The 25492-nt window shown below is 64.7% G+C and carries 22 protein-coding genes; 6 read left to right on the top strand and 16 right to left on the bottom strand.

Going from position 1 to position 25492, the window contains the following annotated elements:
• Window positions 1-23 precede the first annotated feature (23 nt).
• Window positions 24-2126, bottom strand: coding sequence for a TonB-dependent siderophore receptor (locus J2X67_RS00825; RefSeq protein ID WP_309949643.1), 2103 nt, complete (start codon window positions 2124-2126; stop codon window positions 24-26).
• 160 nt (window positions 2127-2286) lie between these two features.
• Here J2X67_RS00825 and J2X67_RS00820 point away from each other — a divergent pair, with 160 nt between their 5' ends.
• Window positions 2287-3903, top strand: coding sequence for a phospholipase D family protein (locus J2X67_RS00820; RefSeq protein ID WP_309949642.1), 1617 nt, complete (start codon window positions 2287-2289; stop codon window positions 3901-3903).
• A 39-nt stretch (window positions 3904-3942) separates the two neighbouring features.
• On the opposite strand, the gene J2X67_RS00815 is transcribed toward J2X67_RS00820, so the two are convergent.
• Entirely contained in the window at window positions 3943-4965 is a 1023-nt protein-coding gene (locus J2X67_RS00815; protein WP_309949640.1) for a tripartite tricarboxylate transporter substrate binding protein, read from the bottom strand.
• A gap of 52 nt (window positions 4966-5017) precedes the next feature.
• Window positions 5018-5509 carry a DUF3237 domain-containing protein gene (locus J2X67_RS00810; protein ID WP_309949639.1) on the bottom strand — a complete coding sequence of 164 codons (492 nt, stop codon included), beginning with the start codon at window positions 5507-5509 and terminating at the stop codon, window positions 5018-5020.
• A gap of 71 nt (window positions 5510-5580) precedes the next feature.
• On the opposite strand from J2X67_RS00810, the gene J2X67_RS00805 reads away from it, so the two are divergent.
• The 3 genes from J2X67_RS00805 to groL all read left to right on the top strand — a co-directional run bounded on the left by J2X67_RS00805 (window position 5581) and on the right by groL (window position 8560).
• Window positions 5581-6372, top strand: coding sequence for a LuxR C-terminal-related transcriptional regulator (locus tag J2X67_RS00805; RefSeq protein ID WP_309949638.1), 792 nt, complete (start codon window positions 5581-5583; stop codon window positions 6370-6372).
• A gap of 214 nt (window positions 6373-6586) precedes the next feature.
• On the top strand, window positions 6587-6877 hold the full coding sequence (locus tag J2X67_RS00800) for a co-chaperone GroES (protein ID WP_258504344.1): 291 nt from the start codon (window positions 6587-6589) through the stop codon (window positions 6875-6877).
• A 30-nt stretch (window positions 6878-6907) separates the two neighbouring features.
• Window positions 6908-8560 (top strand): chaperonin GroEL, encoded by a 1653-nt coding sequence (groL, locus tag J2X67_RS00795; RefSeq protein ID WP_281149289.1) that lies wholly within the window; start codon window positions 6908-6910, stop codon window positions 8558-8560.
• A 75-nt stretch (window positions 8561-8635) separates the two neighbouring features.
• Here the strand turns inward: groL and xylB are convergent, their stop codons facing one another.
• The 11 genes from xylB to J2X67_RS00740 all read right to left on the bottom strand — a co-directional run bounded on the left by xylB (window position 8636) and on the right by J2X67_RS00740 (window position 20365).
• Window positions 8636-10111 (bottom strand): xylulokinase, encoded by a 1476-nt coding sequence (gene xylB / locus J2X67_RS00790; RefSeq protein WP_309949635.1) that lies wholly within the window; start codon window positions 10109-10111, stop codon window positions 8636-8638.
• Between the two features lie 14 nt (window positions 10112-10125).
• The gene (locus tag J2X67_RS00785; protein WP_309949634.1) at window positions 10126-11064 is read right to left on the bottom strand and encodes an AraC family transcriptional regulator; all 939 of its coding nucleotides are present in this window, start codon (window positions 11062-11064) and stop codon (window positions 10126-10128) included.
• A 14-nt stretch (window positions 11065-11078) separates the two neighbouring features.
• The gene (locus tag J2X67_RS00780; RefSeq protein ID WP_309949633.1) at window positions 11079-12047 is read right to left on the bottom strand and encodes a carbohydrate kinase; all 969 of its coding nucleotides are present in this window, start codon (window positions 12045-12047) and stop codon (window positions 11079-11081) included.
• Window positions 12048-12070: 23 nt separating this feature from the next.
• The gene (locus tag J2X67_RS00775) at window positions 12071-12742 is read right to left on the bottom strand and encodes a transaldolase family protein (protein ID WP_309949631.1); all 672 of its coding nucleotides are present in this window, start codon (window positions 12740-12742) and stop codon (window positions 12071-12073) included.
• A 26-nt stretch (window positions 12743-12768) separates the two neighbouring features.
• Entirely contained in the window at window positions 12769-13557 is a 789-nt protein-coding gene (locus tag J2X67_RS00770) for an L-iditol 2-dehydrogenase (RefSeq protein WP_309949629.1), read from the bottom strand.
• A complete protein-coding gene (dalD, locus tag J2X67_RS00765) occupies window positions 13554-14951 on the bottom strand; it encodes a D-arabinitol 4-dehydrogenase (RefSeq protein ID WP_309950807.1) in 1398 nt (465 codons plus the stop codon). The genes J2X67_RS00770 and dalD overlap by 4 nt, the downstream gene beginning before the upstream one ends.
• A gap of 85 nt (window positions 14952-15036) precedes the next feature.
• A complete protein-coding gene (locus tag J2X67_RS00760) occupies window positions 15037-16074 on the bottom strand; it encodes a sn-glycerol-3-phosphate ABC transporter ATP-binding protein UgpC (RefSeq protein WP_309949627.1) in 1038 nt (345 codons plus the stop codon).
• 17 nt (window positions 16075-16091) lie between these two features.
• Window positions 16092-16916 (bottom strand): carbohydrate ABC transporter permease, encoded by an 825-nt coding sequence (locus tag J2X67_RS00755; RefSeq protein WP_258504338.1) that lies wholly within the window; start codon window positions 16914-16916, stop codon window positions 16092-16094.
• 13 nt (window positions 16917-16929) lie between these two features.
• Window positions 16930-17787, bottom strand: coding sequence for a sugar ABC transporter permease (locus J2X67_RS00750; RefSeq protein ID WP_309949625.1), 858 nt, complete (start codon window positions 17785-17787; stop codon window positions 16930-16932).
• Window positions 17788-17943: 156 nt separating this feature from the next.
• Window positions 17944-19254, bottom strand: coding sequence for a sugar ABC transporter substrate-binding protein (locus J2X67_RS00745; RefSeq protein ID WP_309949623.1), 1311 nt, complete (start codon window positions 19252-19254; stop codon window positions 17944-17946).
• Window positions 19255-19429: 175 nt separating this feature from the next.
• A complete protein-coding gene (locus J2X67_RS00740; protein WP_309949621.1) occupies window positions 19430-20365 on the bottom strand; it encodes a LysR family transcriptional regulator in 936 nt (311 codons plus the stop codon).
• A gap of 92 nt (window positions 20366-20457) precedes the next feature.
• Here J2X67_RS00740 and J2X67_RS00735 point away from each other — a divergent pair, with 92 nt between their 5' ends.
• A complete protein-coding gene (locus J2X67_RS00735) occupies window positions 20458-21435 on the top strand; it encodes a tripartite tricarboxylate transporter substrate binding protein (RefSeq protein ID WP_309949619.1) in 978 nt (325 codons plus the stop codon).
• Between the two features lie 54 nt (window positions 21436-21489).
• Window positions 21490-22551 (top strand): 4-hydroxythreonine-4-phosphate dehydrogenase PdxA, encoded by a 1062-nt coding sequence (locus J2X67_RS00730; protein ID WP_309949617.1) that lies wholly within the window; start codon window positions 21490-21492, stop codon window positions 22549-22551.
• Window positions 22552-22765: 214 nt separating this feature from the next.
• On the opposite strand, the gene pgi is transcribed toward J2X67_RS00730, so the two are convergent.
• Window positions 22766-24322, bottom strand: a complete 1557-nt coding sequence (gene pgi / locus J2X67_RS00725) for a glucose-6-phosphate isomerase (protein WP_309949615.1) — start codon at window positions 24320-24322, stop codon at window positions 22766-22768.
• Between the two features lie 2 nt (window positions 24323-24324).
• Complete coding sequence (gene tal, locus J2X67_RS00720) at window positions 24325-25284, bottom strand: transaldolase (RefSeq protein WP_309949613.1); 960 nt, start codon at window positions 25282-25284, stop codon at window positions 24325-24327.
• Between the last annotated feature and the right edge of the window lie 208 nt (window positions 25285-25492).

Raw genomic sequence — 25492 nt, 5'->3', positions numbered from 1 at the left:
CTGCTCCCGTCGAAAGAGAAATATCAAAAACGGTAAGTTGCGCTTGCCACGACGCTGCGGCGCGAGCCGTACCAGCAGTCGCCACGTGAAAGACAGGTACTGAAGTAGACCTTGTCAGTCAGGTTGTTGATGTTGAGCGCATAGCGCCAGTTGGCATTTTCGTAGGCAAGGACGGCGTCGAGCAATGTCACGCCCGGCACGCGCGGGCCCGCGCCCGATTGCAGGTCGCGGAACGAGCTCATCATGCGTACACCCGCGCCCGCCGAGAACCCGCTGAGGCCGCCAATCGAGAAGCGGTACTTGGCCCACACGCTCGCCTGGTGCTTTGGCAGGCCTTCAATCAGCTCGTCCGCATCAGTGTAGTTGTAGTGCGCAATCAGATCGAGGTTCGAGCCGATCGAGCCCTTGGCCTCGAGCTCCAGGCCCTGGGTCTTGGTCTTGCCGACCTGCGTGTACACATTGGGCGACGGCGAGGTGATCTGGTTCTTCTCGCGCAGGTCGTACACCGCCGCGCTGAACGCGAGTGCGCGATCCTTCGGTTCGTACTTGATACCGGCCTCCCATTGCTCGCCACGCAATGGCGAGAAGATCTGCCCGTTGCGCGGCGACTGCGGCGTGAAAGATTCGCTGTAGCTCAGGTACGGCGACCAGCCCGACGGCATGGCGTACATCACCCCGAAGCGCTTGGTGGTTGCGCTGCTCTTCTCGGCATCGCTTCCCTCGGCGCTCGAAACGGCCTTGTCGTGCCGAAGGCCCGCCACGAAGATCCAGTTGTCGAGCTTGATCTGGTCTTGCAGATAGAAGCCGTTCTGGCGCTGGCGCGTGCGCGGCCGGGCATCGCGCACAGGCATGTCGACATGGCCATACACAGGCGCGTAGGCATCAATGGTGTCGAACGTGGTTCCGCCCCAGACGTTTTCGCGCTGGCGCGCGAAGTCGGCCCCGACGAGCAGCGTGTGCTTGAGCGCACCGGTCTGGAAGTGCCCTTCAAGATGATTGTCCAGCGTCTGCGTGCGGTTGCGCGTCAGGTAGCTGTCATAGTAGCGGCCCAGCGTGCGCTTGAAGATCGGGTCCGTTGCATCCCAGCTTTCAGCGCCACTGAATGCCGCACCGTAGTGGTAGCGGTTGTCGTTTTCGTTTTGCGCATAGCGAAAGTTCTGCCGCAGGGTCCAGCTCTCGTTAAACTTGTGTTCGAACTGCCAGCCGAAGGTCTTGCGCTCGCTGTCGTAGTAGTCGAAGCCCGGCTCGCCGATGAAGCGGCTGGTGGGAATGCGTCCGTTCGGGTTGGGCAGCAACGTGCCTTCCCACGGAAAGAACTGCGAACTGCTGCCGCTCTTGTCCTTCTGGTACAGGCCTTGCAGCGTGAGCGACGTTGCCGCACTCGGCCGCCAGGTCAACGAAGGTGCAATGACGCTGCGGTCGTCGGGCACGTAGTCGACCTGCGTGTCCGACTTGCGCTGCAAAGCGATCAACCGGTAAGAGAGCGAACCGTCGGCATTCAGCGGGCCGGTCAGGTCGGCCTGGATCTGCTTGCGGCCGAAGCTGCCGAACTGCACGCCTACTTCGCGCTGCGCTTCTTGCAGGGGCCGCTTGCTCACCATGTTCACCACGCCCGCAGCCGTACCCGCGCCGAACAGCATGCCCGACGGGCCGCGCAGCACTTCGAGCCGCTCCAGCGTGTAGGGCTCGGTCCGCGTGGTGCTGGTGTAATAGCCGTAGGCTTGGCGCAGGCCGTCCAGGTAAATGTCGGGCGAGGCACCCCGAATGCGCACGGAGTCCGTCCGCGAATCGAGACCATAGGCATCGGAGCGCACGCCGGCTGCGTAGTTGAGCGCGTCCTGCAGATTGCCCGCGCCCTGGTCCACCATCTGGTCGCGTGTGACCACGGTCACGGACTGGGGGGTTTCTGAAAGCGGGGTGTCGGTCTTGGTAGCGGTTGCGGCGTTCCTGGCGCGATAGCCGATGACGGGCGAAGTGGCGGTTTCGGCCTCTGCACTTGCATCGACCCTGATTTCCGGCAATGCGCCGGGCGTCGCGGCTTGGGCCAAAACCTGCTGATGCACATAAATTGCCATGCATCCTGCCAGCACCGATACAACCTTGCGCCCCGCCATCTTCCTCGACATTCCTGCTCCACTCCGAAACATTATTAAGAACGATTCGCATTCTAATAGTTATAAAGTCTCACCTGTTTCAATTTCCCGAGATCTGCAGGGGCGTTCCGTTACCCGCCGCGGGCGTGGCGCAAGCCAAAACGGCTACGATCCCGCCCGCACGTTCCGTGCGATGGCCGGTCTCATGCTCAAGCTCATTGCACCCTCGTTTTCTGCGCTGCGCCGGCCGGCCCTGCGGCTGGCCGCCGCCGGATTCGCGCTCTTCCTCGCGGGCTGCGCTGGCCTTCCCCCTCGCGCACCCGAGCCGCCAACGCTTTCGATCGTGGCCTCGCCCGCCACCAGGCTCGGCCGCGCCGCGGCAAGCCTGAACAACGCGGCGCAAGATGGCCTTTCAAGCGTCCGCCCGCTGGTCGAGGCCTCTTTTGCACTGGACGCCCGATTCGAGCTGATGCGACGCGCCCAAGCCTCGCTCGACGTGCAAACCTATCAACTCGGCAACGACAAGACCGGCCTGTTGCTGCTGCGCGAACTGCGCAACGCCGCCCGGCGCGGTGTGCGGGTGCGCCTGCTGCTCGACGACTTCTATACCGCCGGCATGGATCGCCTGCTGCTAGGCCTTGCCGCGGAGCCCAACGCCGAGGTTCGCCTGTTCAACCCCTTCGTGAACGCACGCGACCACTCGGCAACGCGGTGGCTGGAGTTCTTCGGCGATTTCAGGCGCCTGAACCACCGCATGCACAACAAGCTTTTCGTGGCCGATGGCGCCATGGCAATCGCCGGCGGGCGAAACCTGGCCGACGAATACTTCCTGCGAAGCGAAGGCGCCAACTTCATCGATTTCGAGCTGGTCATGGCCGGCCCGGTGGTTCCGGAAGCCGCGCGCATCTTCGACACCTACTGGAACAGCGACGTGGTTTATCCGATCCAGCGGATCGCCGGCACCAGCGACGGTGCGGAGGCGCTGAAGTCCGCGTTCGAAGCCGCCACCTCACCGGTTCATGCGCCCCCGCCAGCTCCGCCTTCAGGCACCGACCTCATGGGCGATGCGCCATTGGGTGCGCAGCTCGCCGACATCGGCCGCGTAAAGTGGATGCGCGCCGACGCCCACGCCGCCGCCGACAGCCCCCACAAGGCACTGGGTGCCCTCACTCCGGCGACCGAGTCGCTCGCAGCGCGGTTCCATGAAATGACGGCGAGCGCACGCTCCGATGTGATCGTGATTTCGCCCTACTTCATTCCGGGCGACGAGGGCATGGCGCGCATTCGGGAGGGCCGCGCGCGCGGCGTGCGCATCAGCGTGGTTACCAACTCGCTGGCCGACAGCGACGAGCCGCTGGTCAACATCAACTACAACCGCTACCGCGTCGACATGCTGAAGCTGGGCGTGAACCTGTACGAGGTGAGCACCGAGCAGCTCAAGCGCAACCGGCAGTTCCGCACCCTGCTCAAGAAGGCGCGCGGGCGACTGCACGCCAAGCTCGCAATCGTCGACCGGGAATGGGTGCTCCTGGGGTCGATGAATCTCGATCCTCGCTCGGCCCGGCTGAACACCGAGTTCGGCGTTCGGGTGCGCAGTTTCGAATTGAGCCAGGCACTGCTCTATGCCTATCAGCTTGACGACATCGAGGGCGTCTACCGCGTGGTGCTCATGCCCGACGGCAAGAACGTGCAGTGGATCGGCACCGGAGACGTGGACAACGAGGTGCTCGACAGCGAACCCGACTCCAGCCTGCTCACTCGCCTGCAGCTGCTGCTGTTCTCCTGGTTCGTGCCCACAGACCAGCTGTAGCCGCTGGTCAAGGCCAAACTACACCCGCCCGTTCACGACTCAATCCGCCTTGAAGCCCGTGGCGGCGACCACCTTGCCCCAACTCGCCGTGTCGGCGGCGATCACGCGGCTGAACTCCTGCGACGTGGTGCCCGTGACCCCGAAGCCCGCATCCTCCAGCTTCGCCTTGCCTTCGGCCGATTGCACGGCCTTGCGGATATCGCTCTCGAGCCGCGCGACGATCTCGGGCGGCGTCTTGGCCGGGGCCACCACGCCGAACCACGAGTTGAATACCAGCTGCGGGAGTCCCTGCTCACGAAAGGTTGGAACGTCGGGAAGGCTGGCGCTGCGCGTGTCGCCGCTGGAAGCCAGCGCCAGCAGCTTGCCCGCCTTCACATTGGCCGCCGAGAGACCAACACTCGCGAAGGCCCCCGCCACGTCGCCGCTGAACAGGCCGCCCAGCGCATCGCCGGTGGTCTTGTAATGCACCGGCTCCGGCTTGAGGCCGATGGCATCGCCGAAGAGAAAAGCACCAAAGTGGCCCGGCGTGCCGGCACCGAAAGTGCCCATGAACAGCCCCTTCTGCGCGCGGCTCCACTCCACGAACTGCTTCACGTCGCGCGCCGGCACCTTGGCCGGGTTGACCACCAGCATGAAGTTTGAGGTAACCACCTGGCTCACAGGCACAAAGTCCTTCTTCGGGTCGTACGAGAGCTTGCTGTAGCTGCTGGGCGCAATCGCCAGCTGGCCGGTTTCGCCGAGCATGAGGGTGTAGCCGTCAGGCTGGGCGCGGGCCACTTCCGAGGCGGCGATCAACCCGCCGGCACCTGGCTTGTTGTCGACAATGACGCCAAGGTTTCCCCACCCCTCGGACAGTTTCTGGGCCAGCAGGCGAGCCACGATGTCCGGCCCGCTGCCAGCCGGAAACCCGACAACAAGGCGCACCGGCCGGTTTGGATAGGCAGAACCCGCCTGGGCAAGCGCCTGGGAGGCCCCGGCCATGCTCCCGAGCCCGACCAGCGTGGTGGTGGCAGCAGCAATGAGCGCGCGGCGGCGCGCGCCCGTAAGAGGGGCGGTATTCATTCAAGTCTCCTGTCGTTTTGAAATTGAAGCGAGTGGCCGGTGGCAGCGCGGATCACTGCAGCGCGAAGAAGCGCATGACCACCTGGGCGGGGTGGCGCACGCCGACTCCGACGAACAGCCGCTCGGTGATCCAGCGCAACGACTGGCTGCGCGTTTCAAACGAGGGCGCACAACGAAAATAGACCTGCGCCGGATCCACCGGTGCACCGCGCAGCAGCTGCGCCATCACCTCGGCGGGAGCGGCGCGTATGGCACGGTTGCGCACGTAGATGCGGTCGCCGGCATCCGTCTCCAGGCCGTAGCGGGCGTCTAGCTCCGAAACCGTGTCGCTTGCAATGCGCTGAAAGTCGGCACCGCCCGGCAGCACCCGCGCCGTCCATCCGTCGCCCGTGGCGCGGCCGCCCAGGATGGGCACCACGCGGCGCAGCCCTTGGGCACCCTCGCCCAGCACCATCGGCTCACCCACCTCTACGGTGACATCGGCAAACCTGGCCAGGCGCGGTGCGGCAAGCGGATCGTTCTCTTGGGGAGGGGAAGAAGTCATGCCCTAGCGTAAGTCCGGTGGCCGGACAACGTTGTCATCCCGGAAGATGACGGGATTCCCCGTATTGCCCCATGCGCACCTGGATTCCTGACCTGCCCGCCGAGTCCCTCGGATCGTCGTTGGCGCAGCGCCTGCCGATGGTGGTACCTGCGCTGGGAGAGCCCGGGTTTGGCGCCTGCCTTCTAGACGCCATGGCATCCGCCCTGCCGGTGGGCTCGTTCTCGGTGTACCGCACAGGGTCGCGGCCGGCGATCTTTCTGAGTGGCAGCCGGGGCATGCCCGACACCACCCGCGACTGCTGGCACGCCTATTTGTCGGGCCCGATCCGAAGCGACCGCACATTGCGTGAAGCAAGCGTGCCGCAACTTCGCGTGTGCCACATCACTGCGCCGGAGGTGCCTGCGGAGCACCGAGCCAAGGTATACGACGCCCACGGGGTAATGGAGCGCGTGTCGGTGGTCGAGGAAGAACCTGCCGCATACGACGACAACGCGCTGTTTGCGGTCAATTTCTATCGGCATACGCATCAGCGGCCGCTCAGCGATGCCCAATTGGCAGACTTCGGCATTGCGGGGCGCTTGCTGATGGCGCTCGCGCGCAAGCACATTGCCCTGACACGCGCGGACGCGGCCAACGAACCCGGCGCGCGGCTGCTCGCCCGTTGCCCTGCCTTGACGACGCAAGAACTCAACGTATGCCTCCGGTTGCTTCGCGGCATGACCCAGGAGGGCATTGCGTCGGACATGGGCCTGGCGCTGCCGACCGTCAAGACATACCGCAACCGGGCGTTCAACCGGCTCGGCATTCACTTTCGCAGCGAATTGTTCGCGCTCATGCTGCCGGAGCGCGAGGTAGCCTTTTGAGGCTCTGAAACAGAGCCATCTGGCCAGCCCGGGCGCTTGGCGCCACGGCCAGGGCGGGCAAAACCGCCCTGCCGCCCTTGAAACTCCTCCGATTGCCCTTATGATTAGCACTCACTGTTGATGAGTGCTAACAGGCCTCGCTTCCAGTCGATGGGCCGCCGGTCTCCCCCGCCCGGCGCCCGACCACAACCCCGTTTCTTATCCAGGAGATGCAATGAAACTTCGTCCTTTGGCCGATCGCGTGATCGTCAAGCGTGTTGACAGCGAAACCAAGACCGCCTCCGGCATCGTCATTCCCGACGCAGCCGCCGAAAAGCCCGACCAGGGTGAAGTCCTGGCCGTGGGCCCGGGCAAGCGCAACGACAAGGGCGAACTGACCGCACTGACCGTCAAGGTCGGCGACCGCGTCCTGTTCGGCAAGTACAGCGGCCAGACCGTCAAGGTCGGCGGTGACGAATTGCTCGTCATGAAGGAAGACGACCTGTTCGCAGTCGTCGATAAGTAATCCATCCATCCCCTTTCGGAGAAATAAAACATGGCAGCAAAAGACGTAGTCTTCGGCGGCGAAGCCCGCGCACGCATGGTCGAGGGTGTCAACATCCTCGCCAACGCAGTCAAGGTGACCCTGGGCCCCAAGGGCCGCAACGTGGTGCTCGAGCGCTCGTTCGGCGCCCCCACCGTCACCAAGGACGGTGTTTCGGTCGCCAAGGAAATCGAACTCAAGGACAAGCTCCAGAACATGGGCGCCCAGCTCGTGAAGGAAGTGGCCTCCAAGACCTCCGACAACGCCGGTGACGGCACCACCACCGCGACCGTGCTGGCACAGGCCATCGTTCGCGAAGGTTTCAAGTACGTGGCCGCCGGCATCAACCCGATGGACCTGAAGCGCGGCATCGACAAGGCTGTCACGGCCCTGGTCGAAGAGCTGAAGAAGGCTTCGAAGCCCACCACCACGTCGAAGGAAATCGCACAAGTCGGCTCGATCTCGGCCAACAGCGACGAAACCATCGGCAAGCTCATCGCTGACGCGATGGACAAGGTCGGCAAGGAAGGCGTGATCACCGTCGAAGACGGCAAGTCGCTCGAAAGCGAACTCGACGTCGTCGAAGGCATGCAGTTCGACCGCGGCTACCTGTCGCCCTACTTCATCAACAACCCCGAAAAGCAATCGGCGTTGCTCGACAACCCGTTCGTGCTGCTGTTCGACAAGAAGATCAGCAACATCCGCGACCTGCTCCCCACGCTGGAACAAGTTGCCAAGGCTGGCCGTCCCCTGCTGATCATTGCCGAAGAAGTCGAAGGCGAAGCCCTGGCTACCCTGGTCGTGAACACGATCCGCGGCATCCTGAAGGTCGTGGCCGTCAAGGCTCCTGGCTTCGGCGACCGCCGCAAGGCCATGCTCGAAGACATCGCCATCCTGACGGGCGGCAAGGTCATCGCTGAAGAAGTGGGCCTGACGCTCGAGAAGGTGACGCTGGCCGACCTGGGCCAAGCCAAGCGCATCGAAGTGGGCAAGGAAAACACCATCATCATCGACGGCGCCGGCGCTGCTGCCGACATCGAAGCCCGCGTGAAGCAAGTGCGCGTGCAGATCGAAGAAGCCACGAGCGACTACGACCGTGAAAAGCTGCAAGAGCGCGTGGCCAAGCTGGCCGGCGGTGTTGCAGTGATCAAGGTTGGCGCCGCCACCGAAGTCGAAATGAAGGAAAAGAAAGCACGTGTGGAAGATGCATTGCATGCCACCCGCGCTGCAGTGGAAGAAGGCGTTGTGGCCGGCGGCGGCGTGGCTCTGCTGCGTGCCAAGCAAGCCGTGGGCGACCGCGTGAAGGGCGACAACGCCGACCAGGACGCCGGTATCAAGCTGGTGCTCAAGGCAATCGAAGCGCCCCTGCGCGAAATCGTGAACAACGCCGGCGGCGAAGCCTCGGTGGTGGTGAACGCTGTGTTGGCCGGCAAGGGCAACTACGGCTTCAACGCTGCGAACGACAGCTACGGCGACATGCTCGAGCTGGGCATTCTGGACCCGACCAAGGTGACCCGCACCGCGCTGCAGAACGCCGCTTCGGTTGCTTCGCTGCTGCTGACGACCGAAGCCATGGTCGCTGACGCACCGAAGGAAGAAGCCGGTGCCGGCGGCGGCATGCCCGACATGGGCGGCATGGGTGGCATGGGCGGCATGGGCATGTAATGCCCGGCTGAGCTCCATTGCTCACCAACAAGAAGGGCCGCGAAAGCGGCCCTTTTTTATTGCGCGTACCTTCATTCATTGAAACTGGTCGCGCAGCGCCCTATAGAGCACCTGGAAGCGCGCATGGCGCGTCTTGTGATCACCGGCACCTTCGGACGAAGGCGTCAACTGCTGCTTGACCGGCGGCAACGTGCACACTTCGGCCACAGCGCCACCGTCAGCCAGCCACGCAAGCCGCGCAGCCCCGAGCGCACCGCCGGTTTCACTGCCGGCATAAAGCGTGAGCGGCACCTCGAAGATGTCGGCCAGCAACTGGCCCCACCACACGCTGCGCGCGCCGCCACCGACCAGCGCCATCTCGCGCAGCGGCATATCGGCCGGCAGGCGCAAGGTGTCGAAGCCGTCGCTCAAGCCGAAGCTCACGCCTTCGACCACGGCATAGGCGATCTCGGCCGGCCCGTGGGCGTGGGTGAGTCCGAACAGCGCGCCTTGTGCATTCGGGTTGTTGTGCGGTGAACGTTCTCCCGAGAGATAGGGCAGGAACAACGGGCAATGCGCGCGCTGCGCAAGGGCAACCGACGCCGCGGCCTCCAGCAACGCCGCCTCGTCGGCAAACTTGAATGCCTTGGCGGCCCAGCTCACCGCGCTGGCGGCCGAGAGCATCACCGACATCTGGTGCCAGCGATTGGGCAGTGCATGGCAAAAGGCGTGCATCGCCTGCGCAGGGTTGGGCAAAAAGCGGTCGGTCGATACAAACACCACGCCCGACGTGCCGAGCGACACAAAACCCTGCCCCGGCTCCACCAACCCCATGCCGACCGCGCTCGCGGCGTTGTCGCCCGCACCGCCGGCAATGAGCACGACGCTGTCGCTACGGCCTACACCCCAGCGTGCGGCCAGTTCGGGCTTGAGTTGCGCCGACACTTCGCTGCCTTCGACCAGCCGGGGCATGTGCACTCGCGTGAGCCCCGTGGCCAGGAGCAGCTCGTCCGACCAGTCGCGCACGGCTACGTCGAGCCACAGGGTACCGGCCGCGTCGGACATTTCGCTGACCGCTTCTCCGCTGAGCATGAAGCGCAGCCAGTCTTTCGGCAGCAGCACGCGCGCCACGCGAGCAAAGATGGCTGGCTCGTGTTCGCGCACCCACAGCAGCTTGGGCGCGGTGAAACCCGGCATCGCAAGATTGCCCGCAATTTCGCCCAGGCGCGGTACGGCGCGTGAAAGCGCCTCGCACTGCGCGCCGCTGCGGCCGTCGTTCCAGAGAATGGCGGGCCGCAGCACCTCGCCGGCCGCATCGAGCAGCGTGGCGCCGTGCATCTGGCCCGAGAGGCCGAGGGCACGCACCGCGCGCAGCGCCTCGGGGTACGCCTGTCGCAGATCGGCCATGACCTGCTCCAGAGCCTGCCACCATTGGCTTGGCGCCTGCTCCGACCAGAGCGGCTGCGGCCGTTCGACCGTGAGCGGTGCGCGCGCTACGCCGACGATGCGGTGATCATCGGCAAGCAGCAGCGCCTTGAGCTCGGACGTGCCGAGGTCGAGTCCCAGATACAAGATAGTGCTCCAGGTCAGCCGAAGCGGGTGTCGGCCTGGCGCCGGAATTCGCTCGGTGTCATGCCTTTGATTTCGAGAAAACGCCGGTTGAAATTTGCCACGTTGTTGAAACCGACCTGGTAGCAGATGTCGGTCACGTAGTGATCGGTCTGCATCAGCAGATGGCACGCGCTATTGATGCGCACGCGGTTGACGAAATCGGTAAAGCTGTTGCCCGTAGAGCGCCTGAAGAAGCGGCTGAAGCGGCTCTCGCTCATGCCCAGCTCGGCCGCCACGTCCGACATCGAAATCGGCTCCGCCAGGTTGGCGGTGATGCGGTTGACGATGTCGTTGATCTGGTCGACCTGCGCATCGCCCTCGATGCCCTGGGCGCCCTGCATCTGAACGCTCGAGAGCAGCCGGTAGTCGGTGCACTGTGCCAGGTCGGCCATGAACTCGAAGAACAGCCCGAGACGTCGCACGCCGCGCGCCGCCTTGATGTTGTCCCAGTGCGTTTGCGCCCGCTGCGACATGCCGAAGAACTCGATGCCGTGGCGCGCGCGTTCGAGCAGTTGCATCACCTCCCGCAATTCCGGAATTCCCGCCGCGGCGCTCTCTATGGGCTCATGGCGAAACTGGATTACCCGGTCGCGCCCCTCCGCACCGCCTTCGGGCACGTCCAGGGATATCCAGTTGTGCGGCAGCCGCGGCCCGCAGAGCACAAGATGCCCTGGCTGGAACGGCCCGATCCAGTCGCCGACGAAAGCCTTGCCCGATGTCTCCGTGATCAGGTGCAGCTCGTAGTCTTCATGAAAGTGCCATCGCACCAACGGGCTCGGAAAGCCGTGCGCAAGGCAGCGCACCAATCCGGTTTCGGGGGCTTCGTAGCCCAGCGAGGGGGAGCGCGCAATGTCCCGCTCCAGCTCGGGCTGGCGTTGACGGGGAATTGCGCGTTTGCGGGTAGACGTTGTCATGGCAGCACGGGGGGTCAGGGCCGGAAAGCGGCGGCCTCATTGTCTTGCTGCGCCAGCGCGGCTTGAACCGCCTGGAGCGTGGGTGGATCGGCGCCTTCGCGGGTGCAGTTCAACGCCGCAGCAGTGGCGGCAAAGCGCATCACCTCGCGCCAGGCGTCGTCGCTCAAATCGCCAAGCTGGGCCGGATGCCCCACGCCGTGCGCAAGCAGCGATACGGAGAGGCCTGCCGTAAAGGTGTCTCCCGCGCCGATGGTGTCGACCACCTCCACGCGGGGCGCCGCCACGGTCACCGGTTCGCGCCCCGTGCGCCAGAGCGTGGCACCGGCGCCGCCGCGCGTGACGATGACCGCATGCACGCCGGCTTGCAGGCACTCCGCCGCCAGTGCATCGATCGGCCGGCCGGGGGCGAGCAGTTCGGCATCTTCATCGCTGAGCTTGACCATGTCGGCCATTGCAAGCCATTCCATGACCCGCGTGCGATACGCGGGCATGTCGGGAATCAGGCTAGGCCGCACATTGGGATCGAACACGATCACGCGGCGCCCGGCGTTGGCCGTTACCAGCTCGGCAATGCGCGTCGCCGCCGGCTCCTGCAGCAGCGAGATCGATCCGAAATGCAGAAAGCGGCAGTCCGCCGGCAGTTGCGGCAGCGGCTCGGGCGCCCAGGTCGCGTCGGCGCTGCCGCGGGTATAGAACGCATAGCGGTTGGTCTGCGGCGTACGCTCGACGAAGGCCAGGGTCGACGGCGCATTGCTGCGCAGAATAAAGCTGGTGTCCACGCCGTTGCGCTCGAGAAAACCCATCAGCCGCTCGCCGAAGAGGTCGGTCGACAATTGCGTGAGAAAGCCGGTGGGCTCGCCGAGGCGCGCACAGGCAACGGCAGTGTTGAGCGGCGAGCCGCCCTCGTGACCCAAAAACCCGAGGGTGCCTGCCTCGGTGGCGGTGAAATCGATCAGGGCTTCGCCCGTGAGTGCAATGCGCATGGTGGTTGGATTCTCTTCTTCTCTCAGCCCAAGGCGCGTGCGTCGGCCAGGAAGCCGCTCTCGGCAGCCAGCGTGGCCGGGTGATCGAGCAGTTCGGCAAAAAGGCGCGGCGGAATGGTGATTGCGCCCACGCCGAGCCCCAGCAGCGAAAGATACGCCTCGCGCGAGCGAATGCTCGCCACCAAAAGCCGCGTGCCGGACGAAGGCCGCTGCGCCACCAGGGCCTGCATCTGCGCAATCAGCGCCAGCCCGTCGATGCCGGCATCTTCGAGTCTGCCCAGATACGGTGCTGCGTACGCCGCGCCCAGTTGCGCGGCAAAGTGCGCCTGCTCGGGTGCGTACACAGCGGTCCACGTCACCAACACGTCTTGCGCGATGAGACGCGCGCCGGCATCCAGGCCCTGGCGCGTGGCTGGAATCTTGATGACGAGTTGACCGCGGTCGAAGTGCGAGAGCAGTTTTTCAGCGTCCTGGAGCATGCCGTCGACATCGCTCGAATACACCTGGGCTTGCACTTGCCGCGCGCCCAGCTCGATGCAGCGCTTCAGCAGACCCGGTACTTCGTCGCGGCCGATGCCTGCGCGTTGAAGCAGCGTGGGGTTGGTTGTTACGCCGTGAACGACTGGGTGCGGCAGGCACATCTTGAGTTCGGTCAAGTCGGCGCTGTCCAGATACAAATGGAAATCTTGGTTCATGGGCACTCCCCTCCGCGAATGTCATCTCAGCTCATGACATTCCCGCCATCGACATTCAAGGTCTGCGCCGTGATGTAGCGCGCCTCGTCGCTGGCAAGAAAAACCGCTGCGCCGGCAATGTCGCTCGGCATGCCCATGCGGCCGAGCGGCACCTCCAGGCCCACGCGCCGCTTCTTCTCGCCGGGCGGCAGCCCTTCGGCCTTGGCAAACAGGCTGTCGACATGGTCCCACATGGGCGTATCGACCACACCGGGAGCGATTCCGTTGACCCGAATGCCGTGCGGGGCCATGGCCAGCGCGGCACTCTGGGTGTAGCTGATGACCGCCGCCTTCGTGGCGCAGTAGTGCGACACGAGTGCCTCGCCGCGGCGCCCCGCCTGCGACGCCATGTTGATCACCGATGCACCCTGTGTGCCGGTTTCGACCATGTGGCGCAGCACGGACTGCATGACGAAGAACATGCCCTTCACGTTGACTGCGAACAGCCTGTCGAAGGATGCTTCGTCACTGTCGAGCAGCGGCGCGAGGTCGAACACTGCCGCGTTGTTGAACAGTGTGTGAATAGGGCCGAAGGCGACCTGCGCCTCCGCGAGAAGGTGCGCAATGCCTTTTGTGTCGGTAACGTCGGCCGCGATGTAGGCGAGACGGTCGGGGTGCTTCTGCAACACAGCTCGTACTGCTTCAGGCGCAGCGGCCATGCGGTCGACCACGCTGCAGCGTGCGCCCTCGGCAATGCACGCCTCGGCCACTGCAAGGCCAATGCCCCCGCCGGCACCGGTCAGCAGCACGTGGCGGTTCTTCAAACGTTCGCTCATCTCGTTGCTCCTGCATTCATGAAACTTGCCACGCGTGCGCTCGCGCCGCGCACGGCCTCTACCAGCCGTTCATCGCCTGCGATGCCACCCCACAGTCCCGCGTCCGAGCACAGCGCCAGCACCGGATCGGCGGCATCGCAAATGGCATGGGCCGCGGCTTCGTCCATGCCTTGGTCTTGATACGCGTAGGGCAGCGCCCCGCGATGCCAGCGCTGCAAGAACGCAAGAAACAATGCGGGCAGCATCGCGACGCTATCGATCGGCTGCCCCGCGGCAAGCCGCTCGCGCACCGTGGGTGCAATGAAGCCCGGAATCTTCGAAAAGCCATCGGCCGCCACGCGCTGGTTGGTATCGCGGATCGCGGGGTTGCCGAAGCGGTCGAGCACCACGTCGCGATACGCCGCAAGATCGATCGGGCTCGGGCTGAGGCACGGAATCACGTCATCGGTCACGTAGTCGAACGCCATCTTGCGCACGGCAGCGTGGTGCGTGCCTTCATGGATGAAGCTCAACCCGATCAGCGTGCCGGCCCACGCAATGCAACTGTGCGTGGCATTGAGGATGCGGATCTTCGCTTCTTCGTACGGCTGCACCGAATCGACAAGCTCCACGCCCACGCGGCCCCAATCGGGGCGGCCCGCTGCAAAGTTGTCTTCGATCACCCACTGGATGAAGCTCTCCCCGGTGATCGCAGCCGCATCGTCGCGGCCGGTTGCGGCTTTCACGCGCGCACGCAGCTCGGGTGGCGGGCGCGGGGTGATGCGGTCGACCATCGCGTTCGGGCAAGTCGTGTTCGCCTGCACCCAGGCGAGCAGTTCGGTGTCGCCCGCGCGTTCGATGAACTCCAGCAAACCAGCGCGAAAGCGGTCGCCGTTGTGGCGCAGGTTGTCGCAGTTGAGCAGCGTGACCGCGCCGGCCTGTGCAGTTTTGCGTGCGCGCAAGATCGCGCACACGGCGCCGTAGATGGTGACGCCTTCATCGCCTCCACTCCACGTCTGGCCGCGGCGCGCCCGCTCGATGTCGGCCGCAAGGTCGCCGAACGAAAGGTCCAGCTTGCCCTTGGTGTCCAGGTAGTAGCCCGCCTCGGTCACGGTGAAGGAGACGATGCGCGTGGACGCTGCCGCGCCGCGCGCAACCACGGCAGCCAGCGAGGGCTCAAAAGGCAGCACCTCGCGAATGGCCTCGATCTGCTCGTAGCGGTACTCGCCGGCGGGCGACACGGTTTCGATCGTGTAGCGCCCGCCTTGTGCCTGCAGCGCCGCCACCACATCGGGCATGTCGGGCCGGATATTGGCGCCCGAAAGCGACCAGCGGGTGTCGCCCGCATCGGTCAGTCGTTGAAGGTAGACCGCCTGATGGGCTCGGTGGAACGAGCCGAGCCCAAGGTGGAGCACCGTGAACTCCGAAGGAGCCGGTGGTGTTTGTGCGAGTGGCGCTGCTGCGAGAGTCACGGGAAATGTCCGGAAGAAAAATGAAGGGTCAGGCGGAGACCGCGCGGCCTTCACGGTTGAAGAGATGCAGCACGCTGGGGTCGAGCTCTACGGCCACTTCGTCGCCCGCATGCAGCGGCGTGCGCTCGTTCTGGCGCGCGATCAGCGGCACGCCGCCCACATCGACGTGAATCAGCGTGTCGGCGCCCAGTGCTTCGATCAACTCCACACGCCCGGGCACGCCCCCAGCGGCGACCTGCTTCGGATGCACGCGCAGGCCTTCGGGCCGCACGCCCAGGAAGCCGTCGCTCGGAAGGCGCCCACCGGTGGCAGCGGAAAAGCTCGGAATCGCACTCGCCGCCACCATGTTCATCGACGGCATGCCGATGAACTGCGCAACAAACTGATTGGCCGGGCGGTCGTACAGTTCGAGCGGCGTGCCGACCTGCTCGATGAGGCCGTCCCTGAGCACCACCACGCGGTCGGCGAGCGTCATGGCTTCGACCTGGTCGTGCGTCACGTAGATGGTGGTGGCGCCGAGCGAACGGTGCAGCTTGTGGATTTCGACGCGGGTGTTGCCACGCAGGGCAGCGTCGAGGTTGGACAGCGGCTCGTCGAACAGGAACACCTTGGGCGCCCGCACGATGGCGCGGCCAATGGCCACCCGTTGCCGCTGCCCGCCCGACAAGTCCTTGGGCGTGCGGTCGAGGTATTGCGTAAGGTTGAGCGTCTTGGCCGCGTACTCGACCTTGGTCTTGATCTCGCTCTTTGAAACGCCGGCCAGCTTGAGCGCGAAGGACATGTTGTCGTACACGCTCATGTGCGGGTAAAGCGCGTAGCTCTGGAACACCATCGCCAAGTCGCGCTTGCCCGACGGCGCCCAGGTAATGTCCTTGCCGTCGAGCAGCAGGTTGCCGCTGGTAATAGGCTCGAGCCCCGCAATGAGGCGCAGCAGCGTCGACTTGCCGCAGCCCGAGGGCCCGACGAAGACGATGAACTCGCCCTTCCGGATTTCGAGATCTACGCCCTTGATGATGTTGACGTCACCAAAGCTCTTCTTGATGTCTTTGAGTTGCAGGTAGGCCATGAGGTGTCTCCCTTTCTTTACTTGACGGCGCCGAAGGTCAGGCCTTGCACCAGTTGCTTCTGGCTGAACCAGCCGAACACGACGATGGGCGCTATGGCCATCAGCGAAGCGGCGGACAGCTTGGCCCAGAACAGGCCCTCGGGGCTGGAGTAAGAGGCGATGAGCGTGGCCAGCGTGCCGGCCTTGGCCGAGCTGAGGTTGAGCGCCCAGAAGGCCTCGTTCCAGCTCAGCACCAGGCACAGGAGGCCGGTCGAGGCAAGGCCGCCCACCGACAGCGGCAGCACCACGTGGCGAAACTCGGTCCACAGGCTGGCACCGTCCATGCGCGCGGCTTCGAGAATTTCGTTTGGAATGTCCTTGTAGGCGCTGTAGAGCATCCACACCATGATCGGCAGGTTCGACAGCGTGAACACGACTGTGAGCGCAGTGAGCGAGTCGAGGAGGCCTGCGGTTTGCGCAAGCACATAGATCGGCACCAGCGCACCCACGGCCGGCATCATCTTGGTGGAGAGCATCCACATCAGGATGTCGCGCGTCTTCTTTGTGCGGAAAAAGGCCATCGAATAAGCGGCCGGCGCTGCGATCAACAGGCCGATGATGGTCGAGCCCAGGCTGGTGATGAGCGAGTTGCGCGCATACAGGAGGTAGTCGCTGCGGCGCTGCACTTCGCCGAAGTTGTCCAGTGTGGGTTCGAAGATGAAGAGCGGCGGCACGTGGATCGCCTGCAGTTCCGTCTTGAAGGCTGTAAGAAACAGCCAGCCGAGCGGAAAGAACAGGAGCAGCGCCACGGCCCACGCACCCACGGTGCGCAGCAGTTGCGGAAGGAAGTTGCTGGGTTGCATGGTCGTTCCTTCTTCAATCAAGGTTCTTGCCGATGATCCGGATGAGGAACACGGCCACGATGTTGGCCAGCACCACCGCAAACAGCGCACCGGCCGATGCCACGCCCACGTCGAAGTTCATGAGTGACTGCTTGAAGATCAGGTAGGTCATGTTGGTGCTCTCGTTGCCCGGGCCGCCGTTGGTGGTGATGGCGATCTCGGCGAACACGCTGAGCAGGAAGATCATCTCGATCATGATCACCACCGCCATCGGCCGGCCGAGGTGCGGAATGGTCAGGTAGAAGAAGCGCTGGAACGCGCTTGCGCCGTCCATGCGCGCGGCTTCCATCTGCTCGCGGTCCAGCGACTGCAAAGAGGTAATGAAGATCAGGCAGGCGAACGGCAGCCATTGCCACGCCACCATGACGATCACCGAGAACAGCGGCACGTCGGTGAGCCAGTCGACCGGCTGCGCGCCGAAGAAGCGCCATACGTCGGCAAGGATGCCGTAGATGGGGTTCATCATCATGTGCTTCCACAGCAGCGCGTTGACCGCGGGCATGACGAAGAACGGTGAGATCAGCAGCACGCGCACGATGCCGCGGCCCGGAAAGGGCTCGTTCACCAATAGTGCAAGCAGCACGCCGAGCACCACCGTGATGACGATCACGCTGCCGATCAGCATCAGCGTGTTCCACGTTGCGGGCCAGAAGTCGGGGTCGGTAACGAAATAGTGAAAGTTCTCGATGCCCGCGAAGGTGCGCTCGCCGGGCTGCATGAGGTTGTAGTTCACGAACGAGAAGTACAACGTCATGGCAAGCGGCACGATCATCCACAGGAGGAGCGTGAGCACGGCAGGCGCCATGAGGGCCCGGGGCAGGAGTCGTTTCATGAGGAAGTCCCTTCTCGTTGTCTCTGGCACCTTCCCCCACTGGGGGGCGGCTGGGATGGGGGCTCCCGGATCAAGCGCCGCGGTGATCGATGCGCCGCGTGCCCCCACCCCTGCCCTCCCCCCCCCGAAGGGGAGGGAGCAAGGAAGAAAGCCGGCTTACTTGTAGTACCCAGCCTTCTTCATCTCACGCTCGGCCGCCGTCTGCGAAGTCTTCAGCGCCTGGTCCACCGTCACCTTGCCCGACAGCGCCGCGCTCATCTGCTGGCCCACCGCCACGCCGATGGCCTGGAACTCGGGAATGGCTGCGTACTGCACACCCACGTATGGGGATTTGGGCAGGGTGCTGTCGCTGAGGTTGGCCGTATCGATGGCCTTCTTCTCGGCCGCTGCAAACTTGGCGACCTTCTGGAACTCGGGGTTCGCGTAAGTCGACTTGCGCGTGCCGGTCGGCACCGAGCCCCAGCCATGCTCCTTGGCAACAAGGTTCACATACTCCTTGGAGGTCGCCCACTTCACGAAGGTCTGCGCGGCGGCGCCTTTGGTCGAGCTTGCGGGAATGGCCAGGTTCCAGGTCCACAGCCAGTTGGCGCCCTTGGGAGTGACGGCCACAGGTGCCTGTGCGAAGGCCACCTTGTCGGCCACCTTCGATTGTTTGGGGTCGCTGATGAACGAGGCGGCAATGGTCGCGTCCACCCACATGCCGCACTTGCCTTCGTTGAAGAGCGCAAGGTTCTCATTGAAGCTGTTGGCCGATGCGCCGGGCGGGCCATACGACTTCATCATGTCGACATAGAAGTTGATCGCGTCCTTCCAGGGCTTGGTGTCGATCTGCGGCTTCCACTGCATGTCGAACCACTGGCCGCCGTTGGTGTTGACCAGGGTGGTCAGGAACGCCATGTTGTCGCCCCAGCCCGGCTTGCCGCGCAGGCACATGCCGTACACGCCCGCCTTGGGGTCGTGGATCTTGCCGGCGAGCTCTTTCACCTGCGCCCAGGTGGGCTGCTCGGGCATCTGGAAGCCGACCTTGTCGGCCAGGTCCTTGCGGTACATGAGCATGGAGCTCTCGCCATAGAACGGTGCGGCGTAGAGCTTGCCTTCGTACGACAGGCCGGCGCGAATGGCGGGCAGCAGGTCGTCCGCGTCATAGGCTGCGTCGGTGGCAATGGGCTGGAGCCAGCCCTTCTTCGACCAGATCGGCGCTTCGTACAGGCCGATGGTCATCACGTCGAACTGGCCGCCCTTGGTCGCGATGTCGGTGGTCACGCGCTGGCGCAGCGTGCCTTCCTCGAGGGTCACCCACTTGAGCTTGATGTCGGGATTGGCTTTTTCGAAGAAGGGCGTCAGCTTTTGCATCTCGATCATGTGGCCGTTGTTCACGGTGGCAATCACGAGTTCGGTGGCGGCGTAGGAGGCGAGCCCCGTGCCGGCGAGTGCGAGGACGAGGCCCGCTTTCAGAAAACGCTTCATGTTGTCTCCTAGAGGTGAGCGACGCCCTATGTTTGGGTCGCCGTGGCGGGATTCTGGAGAAACGCGCTTGCGGCCTTGGTACTTGATTTGCCCATGGTGGTACTTTCATGCACCAATCGGCTAGGAGATTCCCTAGTTGGTGCAATACAGCATGGAAAGCTGCAATCCAAAGGCTTCAGGCACCGCCCAGCAGCTGCCGCCGAAACTGCGCCGCCGCTGGCGAAAGCGCGCGGTCCTGGCGGGTGATGAGGCAGATTGGCGGCACGCGCACCGGCAGTTCCACCGCCACCGTGCGCAGCACGCCCAGCCGCGCGTAATGGCCCGCCTGCGAAGCCGGCATTACGGCGGCCATGTCGGAGTTCTCGAGCAAGGCGGTAATGGCAATGGGCGATGCCGTTTCGATGATGTCCAGCCGCGCCTGGATGCCCGCCTCACGCATGGCCGCCTCGAAGCGGCCGCGCTGCGGCGAGCCGGGCGGCTGCAGCACCCATGACCAGTTCGCCATTTCGGCCAGCGTGACGGTCGCGCGCTCGAACACCGGGTGCGCGGCGCGCACTACCACCACCTGCGACTCGCCCAGGAGCGGCACGCTGGCGTACCTGGCCTCGTCGTGGCTGTCGGTAAGCCGGCCCAGCACCAGGTCGACGTCGCCCTGCTCGAGCTGCGCCTGCATCACATCGCTTGTTTCGACGATTACCGAGACGGCCACCTGCGGATGGCGGCGGTGGTACTCGACGAGCGCCGGCGCCAGCAGCTCGGGCACCGCGCCCGGCACGCTGCCCACGCGCAGCGAACCGCTGAGGCCCGAGCGCAGCGCGAGCATTTCCTCGCGGGCGCTGCCGAAGTCGCTGAGCACGCGGCGGGCGTAACGGATCAGTATCTCGCCGTACGGCGTGGGCTCCATGCCGCGCGCAAGGCGCTCGAAAAGCCTTTCGCCCAGCGAGTCTTCGAGCTGCTGCAGCAGCTTGGTAGCGGCCGGCTGGCTGATGTTCATGGCCTCGGCCGCGCGGCCCAGATGGCGGTGGGCGTCGAGCCGGGCCAACAGCAGCAACTGGCGCGGCCGCACATGGAGCATCAGCGATGCGTCGGTCAGGCCAGAACCAGATGTCATGCACAAAAGTATATGGAGCTTCGGGCTTTTTCGATTGGATCGGCAGCGCGAAGCTCCCTAAGCTGGCGCCAAACAAGCAGGAGACACCCCCGATGAAGCTTTCTTTTTTTCTTGCCCGCATGGCAAGCGCAGCCACCATGGCACTGATTGGCGCCGTGGCCGCTGCGCAGCCGGCGTATCCCGACAAGCCAGTGCGCATCATGGTCGGCGCCTCGCCCGGCGGCGGCACCGACATCCTGGCGCGCGTGCTGGCCGACAAGTTTGCGCCGGTACTCAAGCAGCCCGTGACGGTGGAGAACCGGCCCGGCGCCTCCAACACCATTGCCGGCGAACTCACCGCACGCGCGGCAGCCGACGGCACCACGCTGCTGCTGGCCACCAACACCGCGCAGGCAGTGGCGCCGCACATCCTCAAGCTCAAGTACGACCCGCTGAAAGACCTGCAGCCGATCGGCCTTGTGGCCGTAATGCCCAACGTGCTGGTGGTGTCGGCCACCTCGCCCTACAAGTCGGTCAAAGACCTGGTGGCGGCCATGGCAGCCAAGCCGGGCGGCTTGAAATACGCCTCGTCCGGCATCGGCAGCACGCAGCACGTGGGCGGCGAGGCCTTCAACCTCGCAACGGGCATGAAGTCGATCCATGTGCCTTACAAGGGCAGTTCGCAGGCACACATCGACATCATCGGCGGCGAAGTCGACATGATGTTCGACAGCACCTCTTCCGCCATGGGCCAGATCAAGGCCGGCAAGTTCCGCGCGCTGGCCGTGAGCGCGCCGCAACGCTCGCCCGAACTGCCCGACGTGCCCACGCTCGCCGAGCAAGGCATCAAAGGCGCCGACGTGTCCACCTGGTACGGGCTCTACGTGACGGCCGGCACGCCGCGTCCCGTGGTGGAGCGGCTCGGTACGGAGCTCACCCGCACGCTCAAGCTGCCCGATGTGCAGGGGCGCATCAAAGGCCTCGGCGGCGAGCCCGGCGTGATCACCGGCGAAGCTTTTGCGGCAATGAACAAGCAGGAGTTCGACCACTACGGGCAGCTCGTGCGCGACGCCAACATCAAGGCCGAATGAGGCTTTGCGTTTTTTCTTCCGTCCTTCCCTTTCCTCCACTTCCTTCCTGACGACATGTCCACCCCATCGAAGACCCCGAGCGTGATCTCCGCCAAGCCCCGCATCGCCGTGCTGCTCGGCGACCCGAGCGGCATCGGCCCCGAGATGGCTGTAAAGCTGCTCGCGCGCCAACGCAACCTGGACGCCGCGCGCGTGCTGCTGATTGCCGACCCGATGGTGCTGGCCGCAGGCGAGCGCGTGGCGGGCGTGAAGCTCGACCCGCTTCAGATCGACCGATTCGACGACCTGCGCTTCGAGGACGGCCGCCCCACGCTGCTCCTGCGCGACTGGATGGAAGGCCGGGAGCCGGTGCTCGGCGAATCGAACGAGGCTTCAGGCCGCGCCTCCTTCGAAGCACTGGAGCTCGCCACCGCGGCGGTGCGGCGCGGGCAGGCCGACGGCATTCTCTTCGCGCCGCTCAACAAGCACTCGCTTCGCCTGGGCGGTCTGGTGCATGAAGACGAGCTGCGCTACATGCAGGAGCGTTTCGCGGTGAAGGGATTCGTCTGCGAGTTCAACCTGACGGGTTCGCTCTGGACTTCGCGCGTGACCTCGCACATTCCGCTGAAAGACGTGGCAAGCCACATCACGAGGGAGGGCGTGAGCGATGCGGTGAAGATCATTGCATCGGCCCTGCGCCGTGCCGGAGTGGCGCAGCCTCGCATTGCGGTAACGGGGCTCAACCCGCACGCAGGCGACGGCGGCTCCATTGGCATGGAAGAAATCGAGATCATCGCGCCGACCATCGAACAACTGCGTGCCGAAGGCTTCGACGCTCGCGGTCCGTTCTCACCCGACACGGTGTTCATCGGCGCCCGCCGCGGCGATGTGGATGCGGTGGTGTCGATGTACCACGACCAGGGCCAGATTGCGATGAAGCTCATGGGCTTCGAGCAGGGCGTAACGCTGCACGGCGGCCTGCCGGTTCCGGTGGCCACCTCGGCCAGCGGCAGCGCTTTCGACATTGCCGGCAAGGGGGTTGCGCAGATTGAAGGTCTGCAGCAGGCCTTCGACTTGTGCGTGCGAATGGCCAGTGGCTCGCCTGTCCGGACGGTTGCAGAAGCTGCTACTGCTTGAGGAATAGCGCCGCTTTTCAGGACGTGTGCGCAGGGCGCGCTACTGGTGCATCGCTGATCAGCCACCGCTCTTTGCAACGCTCCCGTCGATGGGGTGCCTTGCGCAGCGAAATAAAGGAGGAGGCCGCAGGCCGGGGGACATTCGCGGAGTAAGGTACCTCGTCGGCGGGTGCGCCGCCCTGAATATCCCCGGCGGCCCTAGAAACCGAAGCAGCTCAGGCCCCCAGCCGCTTCAGCAGCCCGGCCGTCGAGGCATCAAGCCCCATGATGTCGCCCGTCGCCAAGCGCGGTTCGATGTCCTTAGCAAGCACCTTGCCGAGCTCCACACCCCACTGGTCGAAGCTGTTGATACCCCACAGCGCACCACTGGTGAACACGCGATGTTCATACAGCGCGAGAAACGCACCGAGCGATTCTGGCGTGAGCTTCTCGAAGACAAAGAAGGTGCTCGGCCGGTTGCCCGGAAAGTTCTTGTGGCCGCCGGCGTCGAGCTTTCCGACCATCAATGCCTGCGCCTGTGCGAGCGCATTGGCCAGCAGCTTGGCGTGGTGGCCTTCGAGGGTGTGTGCTGGGTCGCGCACCGCCACGAACTCGAGCGGGATCACATCCGTGCCTTGGTGCAGCATCTGGAAGTAGGCGTGCTGGCCATTGGTGCCGGGCTCGCCCCAGAGCACCGGCGAAGTGCCCAAGCCATTCGGCAGCGGCTCGCCGCTTGCGTCGACCTGCTTGCCGTTGCTCTCCATCTCGAGCTGCTGCAGGTAGGCCGGCAAGCGCTTCAGGGCGCTGTGGTACGGCGCAATTCCGCGGCTGGTGAACTTGTGGAAGTTGCGGTACCAGACGTCGAGCAGGCCCAGGCGCACAGGCAGGTTCTTCTCTAGCGGGGCGGTGCGAAAGTGCTCGTCCATGGCGTGGGCACCCGCCAGCAGCCGGCGGAAACCGTCGGCGCCGATTGCCAGTGCAATCGGCAGGCCGATGGCCGACCACAGCGAATAGCGGCCGCCCACCCAGTCCCAGAAACCGAAGGTGGTGTCGATGCCGAATTGCTTCGCGGCCGCCACATTGGTGGTGAGCGCGGCAAAGTGGCCGGCGATGTCCGTGCCGCCCGACTGCTCGTACCAGCGCTTGGCCGAGAGCGCATTGGTCATCGTCTCTGTCGTTGTGAAGGTCTTGGAAGCAATGAGGAACAGCGTGTGCTCGGGTGCCAGGTCGCGCAGCACGCCGTCGAGCTCGTGGCCGTCGACGTTCGAGACGAAGTGGAAGCGCTTGCCCGGTGCAACGAACTCGGCCAGCGCGATTACCGCCATTTGCGGGCCGAGATCGGAGCCGCCGATGCCGATGTTGACCACATCGGTAATGGTGTGGTCGCTGCGCACCTTCTCCGCATAGGCCAGCATCGCGTCGAGCGTGGCGTGCACTTCGCGCAGTTCGGGCGCAGTTTTGCCGACCGCGGCATTTGCAGGCGCGCGCAGCAACGTGTGCAGCACGGCGCGGTCCTCGGTGTTGTTGATGTGCTCGCCGGCAAACATGGCATCGCGATGCGCCTCCAGGCCGCATTCGCGGGCCAGCGTGAACAGCATTTCTTCGATGCGCGCGTCGATCAGGTTTTTCGACAGGTCGGCAAAAACACAGGGCGCCTCCTGGCTGAAGCGCTCGAAGCGCCCCGCGTCGTCAACGAAGGCATGCCGCACGTCGAACTGCCGGCCGGCGGTTTCGAAGTAGCTCTGCAGTTGCGCCCACGCGGGCGCTCGGTCGCAACGAACGGTCATGGCCATAGTTACTTGCCGCTTTCCTGCATGAGTTTTTCCAGCTTCACGGCGTCGGCCGCAAAGGCGCGAATGCCCTCTGCGAGCTTCTCGGTGGCCATGGCGTCTTCGTTGAGCGCAAAGCGGAAGCCGGCTTCGTCGTAGCTCAGCTTCTGTGCGTTGGCTGCTCCGGCGGCCTTGCTGGCGTCGAGTGCGTGTGCCAGCGGCTCGTTGCTTGCGGCAAGTTCGGCCAGCAGTTCGGGGCTGATGGTCAGCAAGTCGCAACCGGCCAGCGCCTGGATCTGTCCCACATTGCGAAAGCTCGCACCCATGACCTCGGTCTTGATGCCGTGCTGCTTGTAGTAGTTGAAGATTTCGCGCACCGACTTGACCCCCGGATCGTTCGCGCCCGCATTGGCGGCCTCATCCCAGTTGGCGCCGGCGGACTTCTTGTACCAGTCGTAGATGCGGCCCACAAAGGGAGAGATGAGCTGTACGCCGGCTTCGGCACAAGCCACTGCCTGCGCAAACGAAAACAGCAGCGTGAGGTTGGTGCGGATGCCCTTCTGCTCGAGCGCGCGCGCCGCCTGAATGCCTTCCCACGTAGAGGCCACCTTGATCAGCAGGCGCTTCTCGGTGTCGATTCCTTCGGCCTTGTAGAGCGCCACGATGCGCTCGCCGCGTGCAATGGTGGCGGCCGTGTCGAACGAAAGGCGGGCATCGACCTCGGTCGACACACGGCCCGGAATGATCGAAAGAATTTCGGCGCCGAAGCGCACCAGCAGCCGGTCGATCACCTCATCCAGCGGCTTGCCGTCGTGCTTCTTGACGGCGTCGTCGAGCAGTGGCCGGTACTCGGGCTTTTGCACTGCCTTGAGGATGAGCGACGGATTGGTGGTCGCGTCCTGCGGCTTGGAAATGCTGAGTTGCTTGAAGTCGCCGGTGTCGGCGACCACGGTGGTCCATTGACGGAGAGCATCGAGTTGATTCATGTCGAAGATTATCCTGTGCGGGTGATGACAAGTCCTGCACGCTGTTGCGCTGGGGCCGATGTTTTCATGCGCACCGTAGCACGGCTCTTCGCTCTGCTGCATCGGCCTTCGGCCGACAGGGTTGTACGCCGGCTGCCCTGCCCTACATGGGCTGTGGTCCGCCGCTGACGGCAGCGCTTGCGTTCGCGGGCTAGGCTGCGGCTTCCCG

It is taken from the genome of Variovorax sp. 3319 (assembly GCF_031456585.1).
Lineage (GTDB): Bacteria > Pseudomonadota > Gammaproteobacteria > Burkholderiales > Burkholderiaceae_C > Variovorax > Variovorax paradoxus_P.
This window is presented reverse-complemented; position numbering and strand designations above follow the sequence as displayed.

Coding starts and splice junctions, on each gene's coding strand:
- J2X67_RS00730 (WP_309949617.1), top strand. CDS start 21,490: ATGTCCACCCCATCGAAGACCCCGAGCGTGATCTCCGCCAAGCCCCGC.
- J2X67_RS00770 (WP_309949629.1), bottom strand. CDS start 13,557: ATGAGCGAACGTTTGAAGAACCGCCACGTGCTGCTGACCGGTGCCGGC.
- tal (WP_309949613.1), bottom strand. CDS start 25,284: ATGAATCAACTCGATGCTCTCCGTCAATGGACCACCGTGGTCGCCGAC.
- J2X67_RS00820 (WP_309949642.1), top strand. CDS start 2,287: ATGGCCGGTCTCATGCTCAAGCTCATTGCACCCTCGTTTTCTGCGCTG.
- J2X67_RS00810 (WP_309949639.1), bottom strand. CDS start 5,509: ATGACTTCTTCCCCTCCCCAAGAGAACGATCCGCTTGCCGCACCGCGC.
- J2X67_RS00825 (WP_309949643.1), bottom strand. CDS start 2,126: ATGTCGAGGAAGATGGCGGGGCGCAAGGTTGTATCGGTGCTGGCAGGA.
- J2X67_RS00735 (WP_309949619.1), top strand. CDS start 20,458: ATGAAGCTTTCTTTTTTTCTTGCCCGCATGGCAAGCGCAGCCACCATG.
- J2X67_RS00745 (WP_309949623.1), bottom strand. CDS start 19,254: ATGAAGCGTTTTCTGAAAGCGGGCCTCGTCCTCGCACTCGCCGGCACG.
- pgi (WP_309949615.1), bottom strand. CDS start 24,322: ATGGCCATGACCGTTCGTTGCGACCGAGCGCCCGCGTGGGCGCAACTG.
- J2X67_RS00800 (WP_258504344.1), top strand. CDS start 6,587: ATGAAACTTCGTCCTTTGGCCGATCGCGTGATCGTCAAGCGTGTTGAC.
- groL (WP_281149289.1), top strand. CDS start 6,908: ATGGCAGCAAAAGACGTAGTCTTCGGCGGCGAAGCCCGCGCACGCATG.
- J2X67_RS00780 (WP_309949633.1), bottom strand. CDS start 12,047: ATGCGCATTGCACTCACGGGCGAAGCCCTGATCGATTTCACCGCCACC.
- J2X67_RS00785 (WP_309949634.1), bottom strand. CDS start 11,064: ATGACAACGTCTACCCGCAAACGCGCAATTCCCCGTCAACGCCAGCCC.
- J2X67_RS00755 (WP_258504338.1), bottom strand. CDS start 16,916: ATGCAACCCAGCAACTTCCTTCCGCAACTGCTGCGCACCGTGGGTGCG.
- J2X67_RS00760 (WP_309949627.1), bottom strand. CDS start 16,074: ATGGCCTACCTGCAACTCAAAGACATCAAGAAGAGCTTTGGTGACGTC.
- J2X67_RS00750 (WP_309949625.1), bottom strand. CDS start 17,787: ATGAAACGACTCCTGCCCCGGGCCCTCATGGCGCCTGCCGTGCTCACG.
- J2X67_RS00775 (WP_309949631.1), bottom strand. CDS start 12,742: ATGAACCAAGATTTCCATTTGTATCTGGACAGCGCCGACTTGACCGAA.
- J2X67_RS00815 (WP_309949640.1), bottom strand. CDS start 4,965: ATGAATACCGCCCCTCTTACGGGCGCGCGCCGCCGCGCGCTCATTGCT.
- J2X67_RS00805 (WP_309949638.1), top strand. CDS start 5,581: ATGCGCACCTGGATTCCTGACCTGCCCGCCGAGTCCCTCGGATCGTCG.
- J2X67_RS00740 (WP_309949621.1), bottom strand. CDS start 20,365: ATGACATCTGGTTCTGGCCTGACCGACGCATCGCTGATGCTCCATGTG.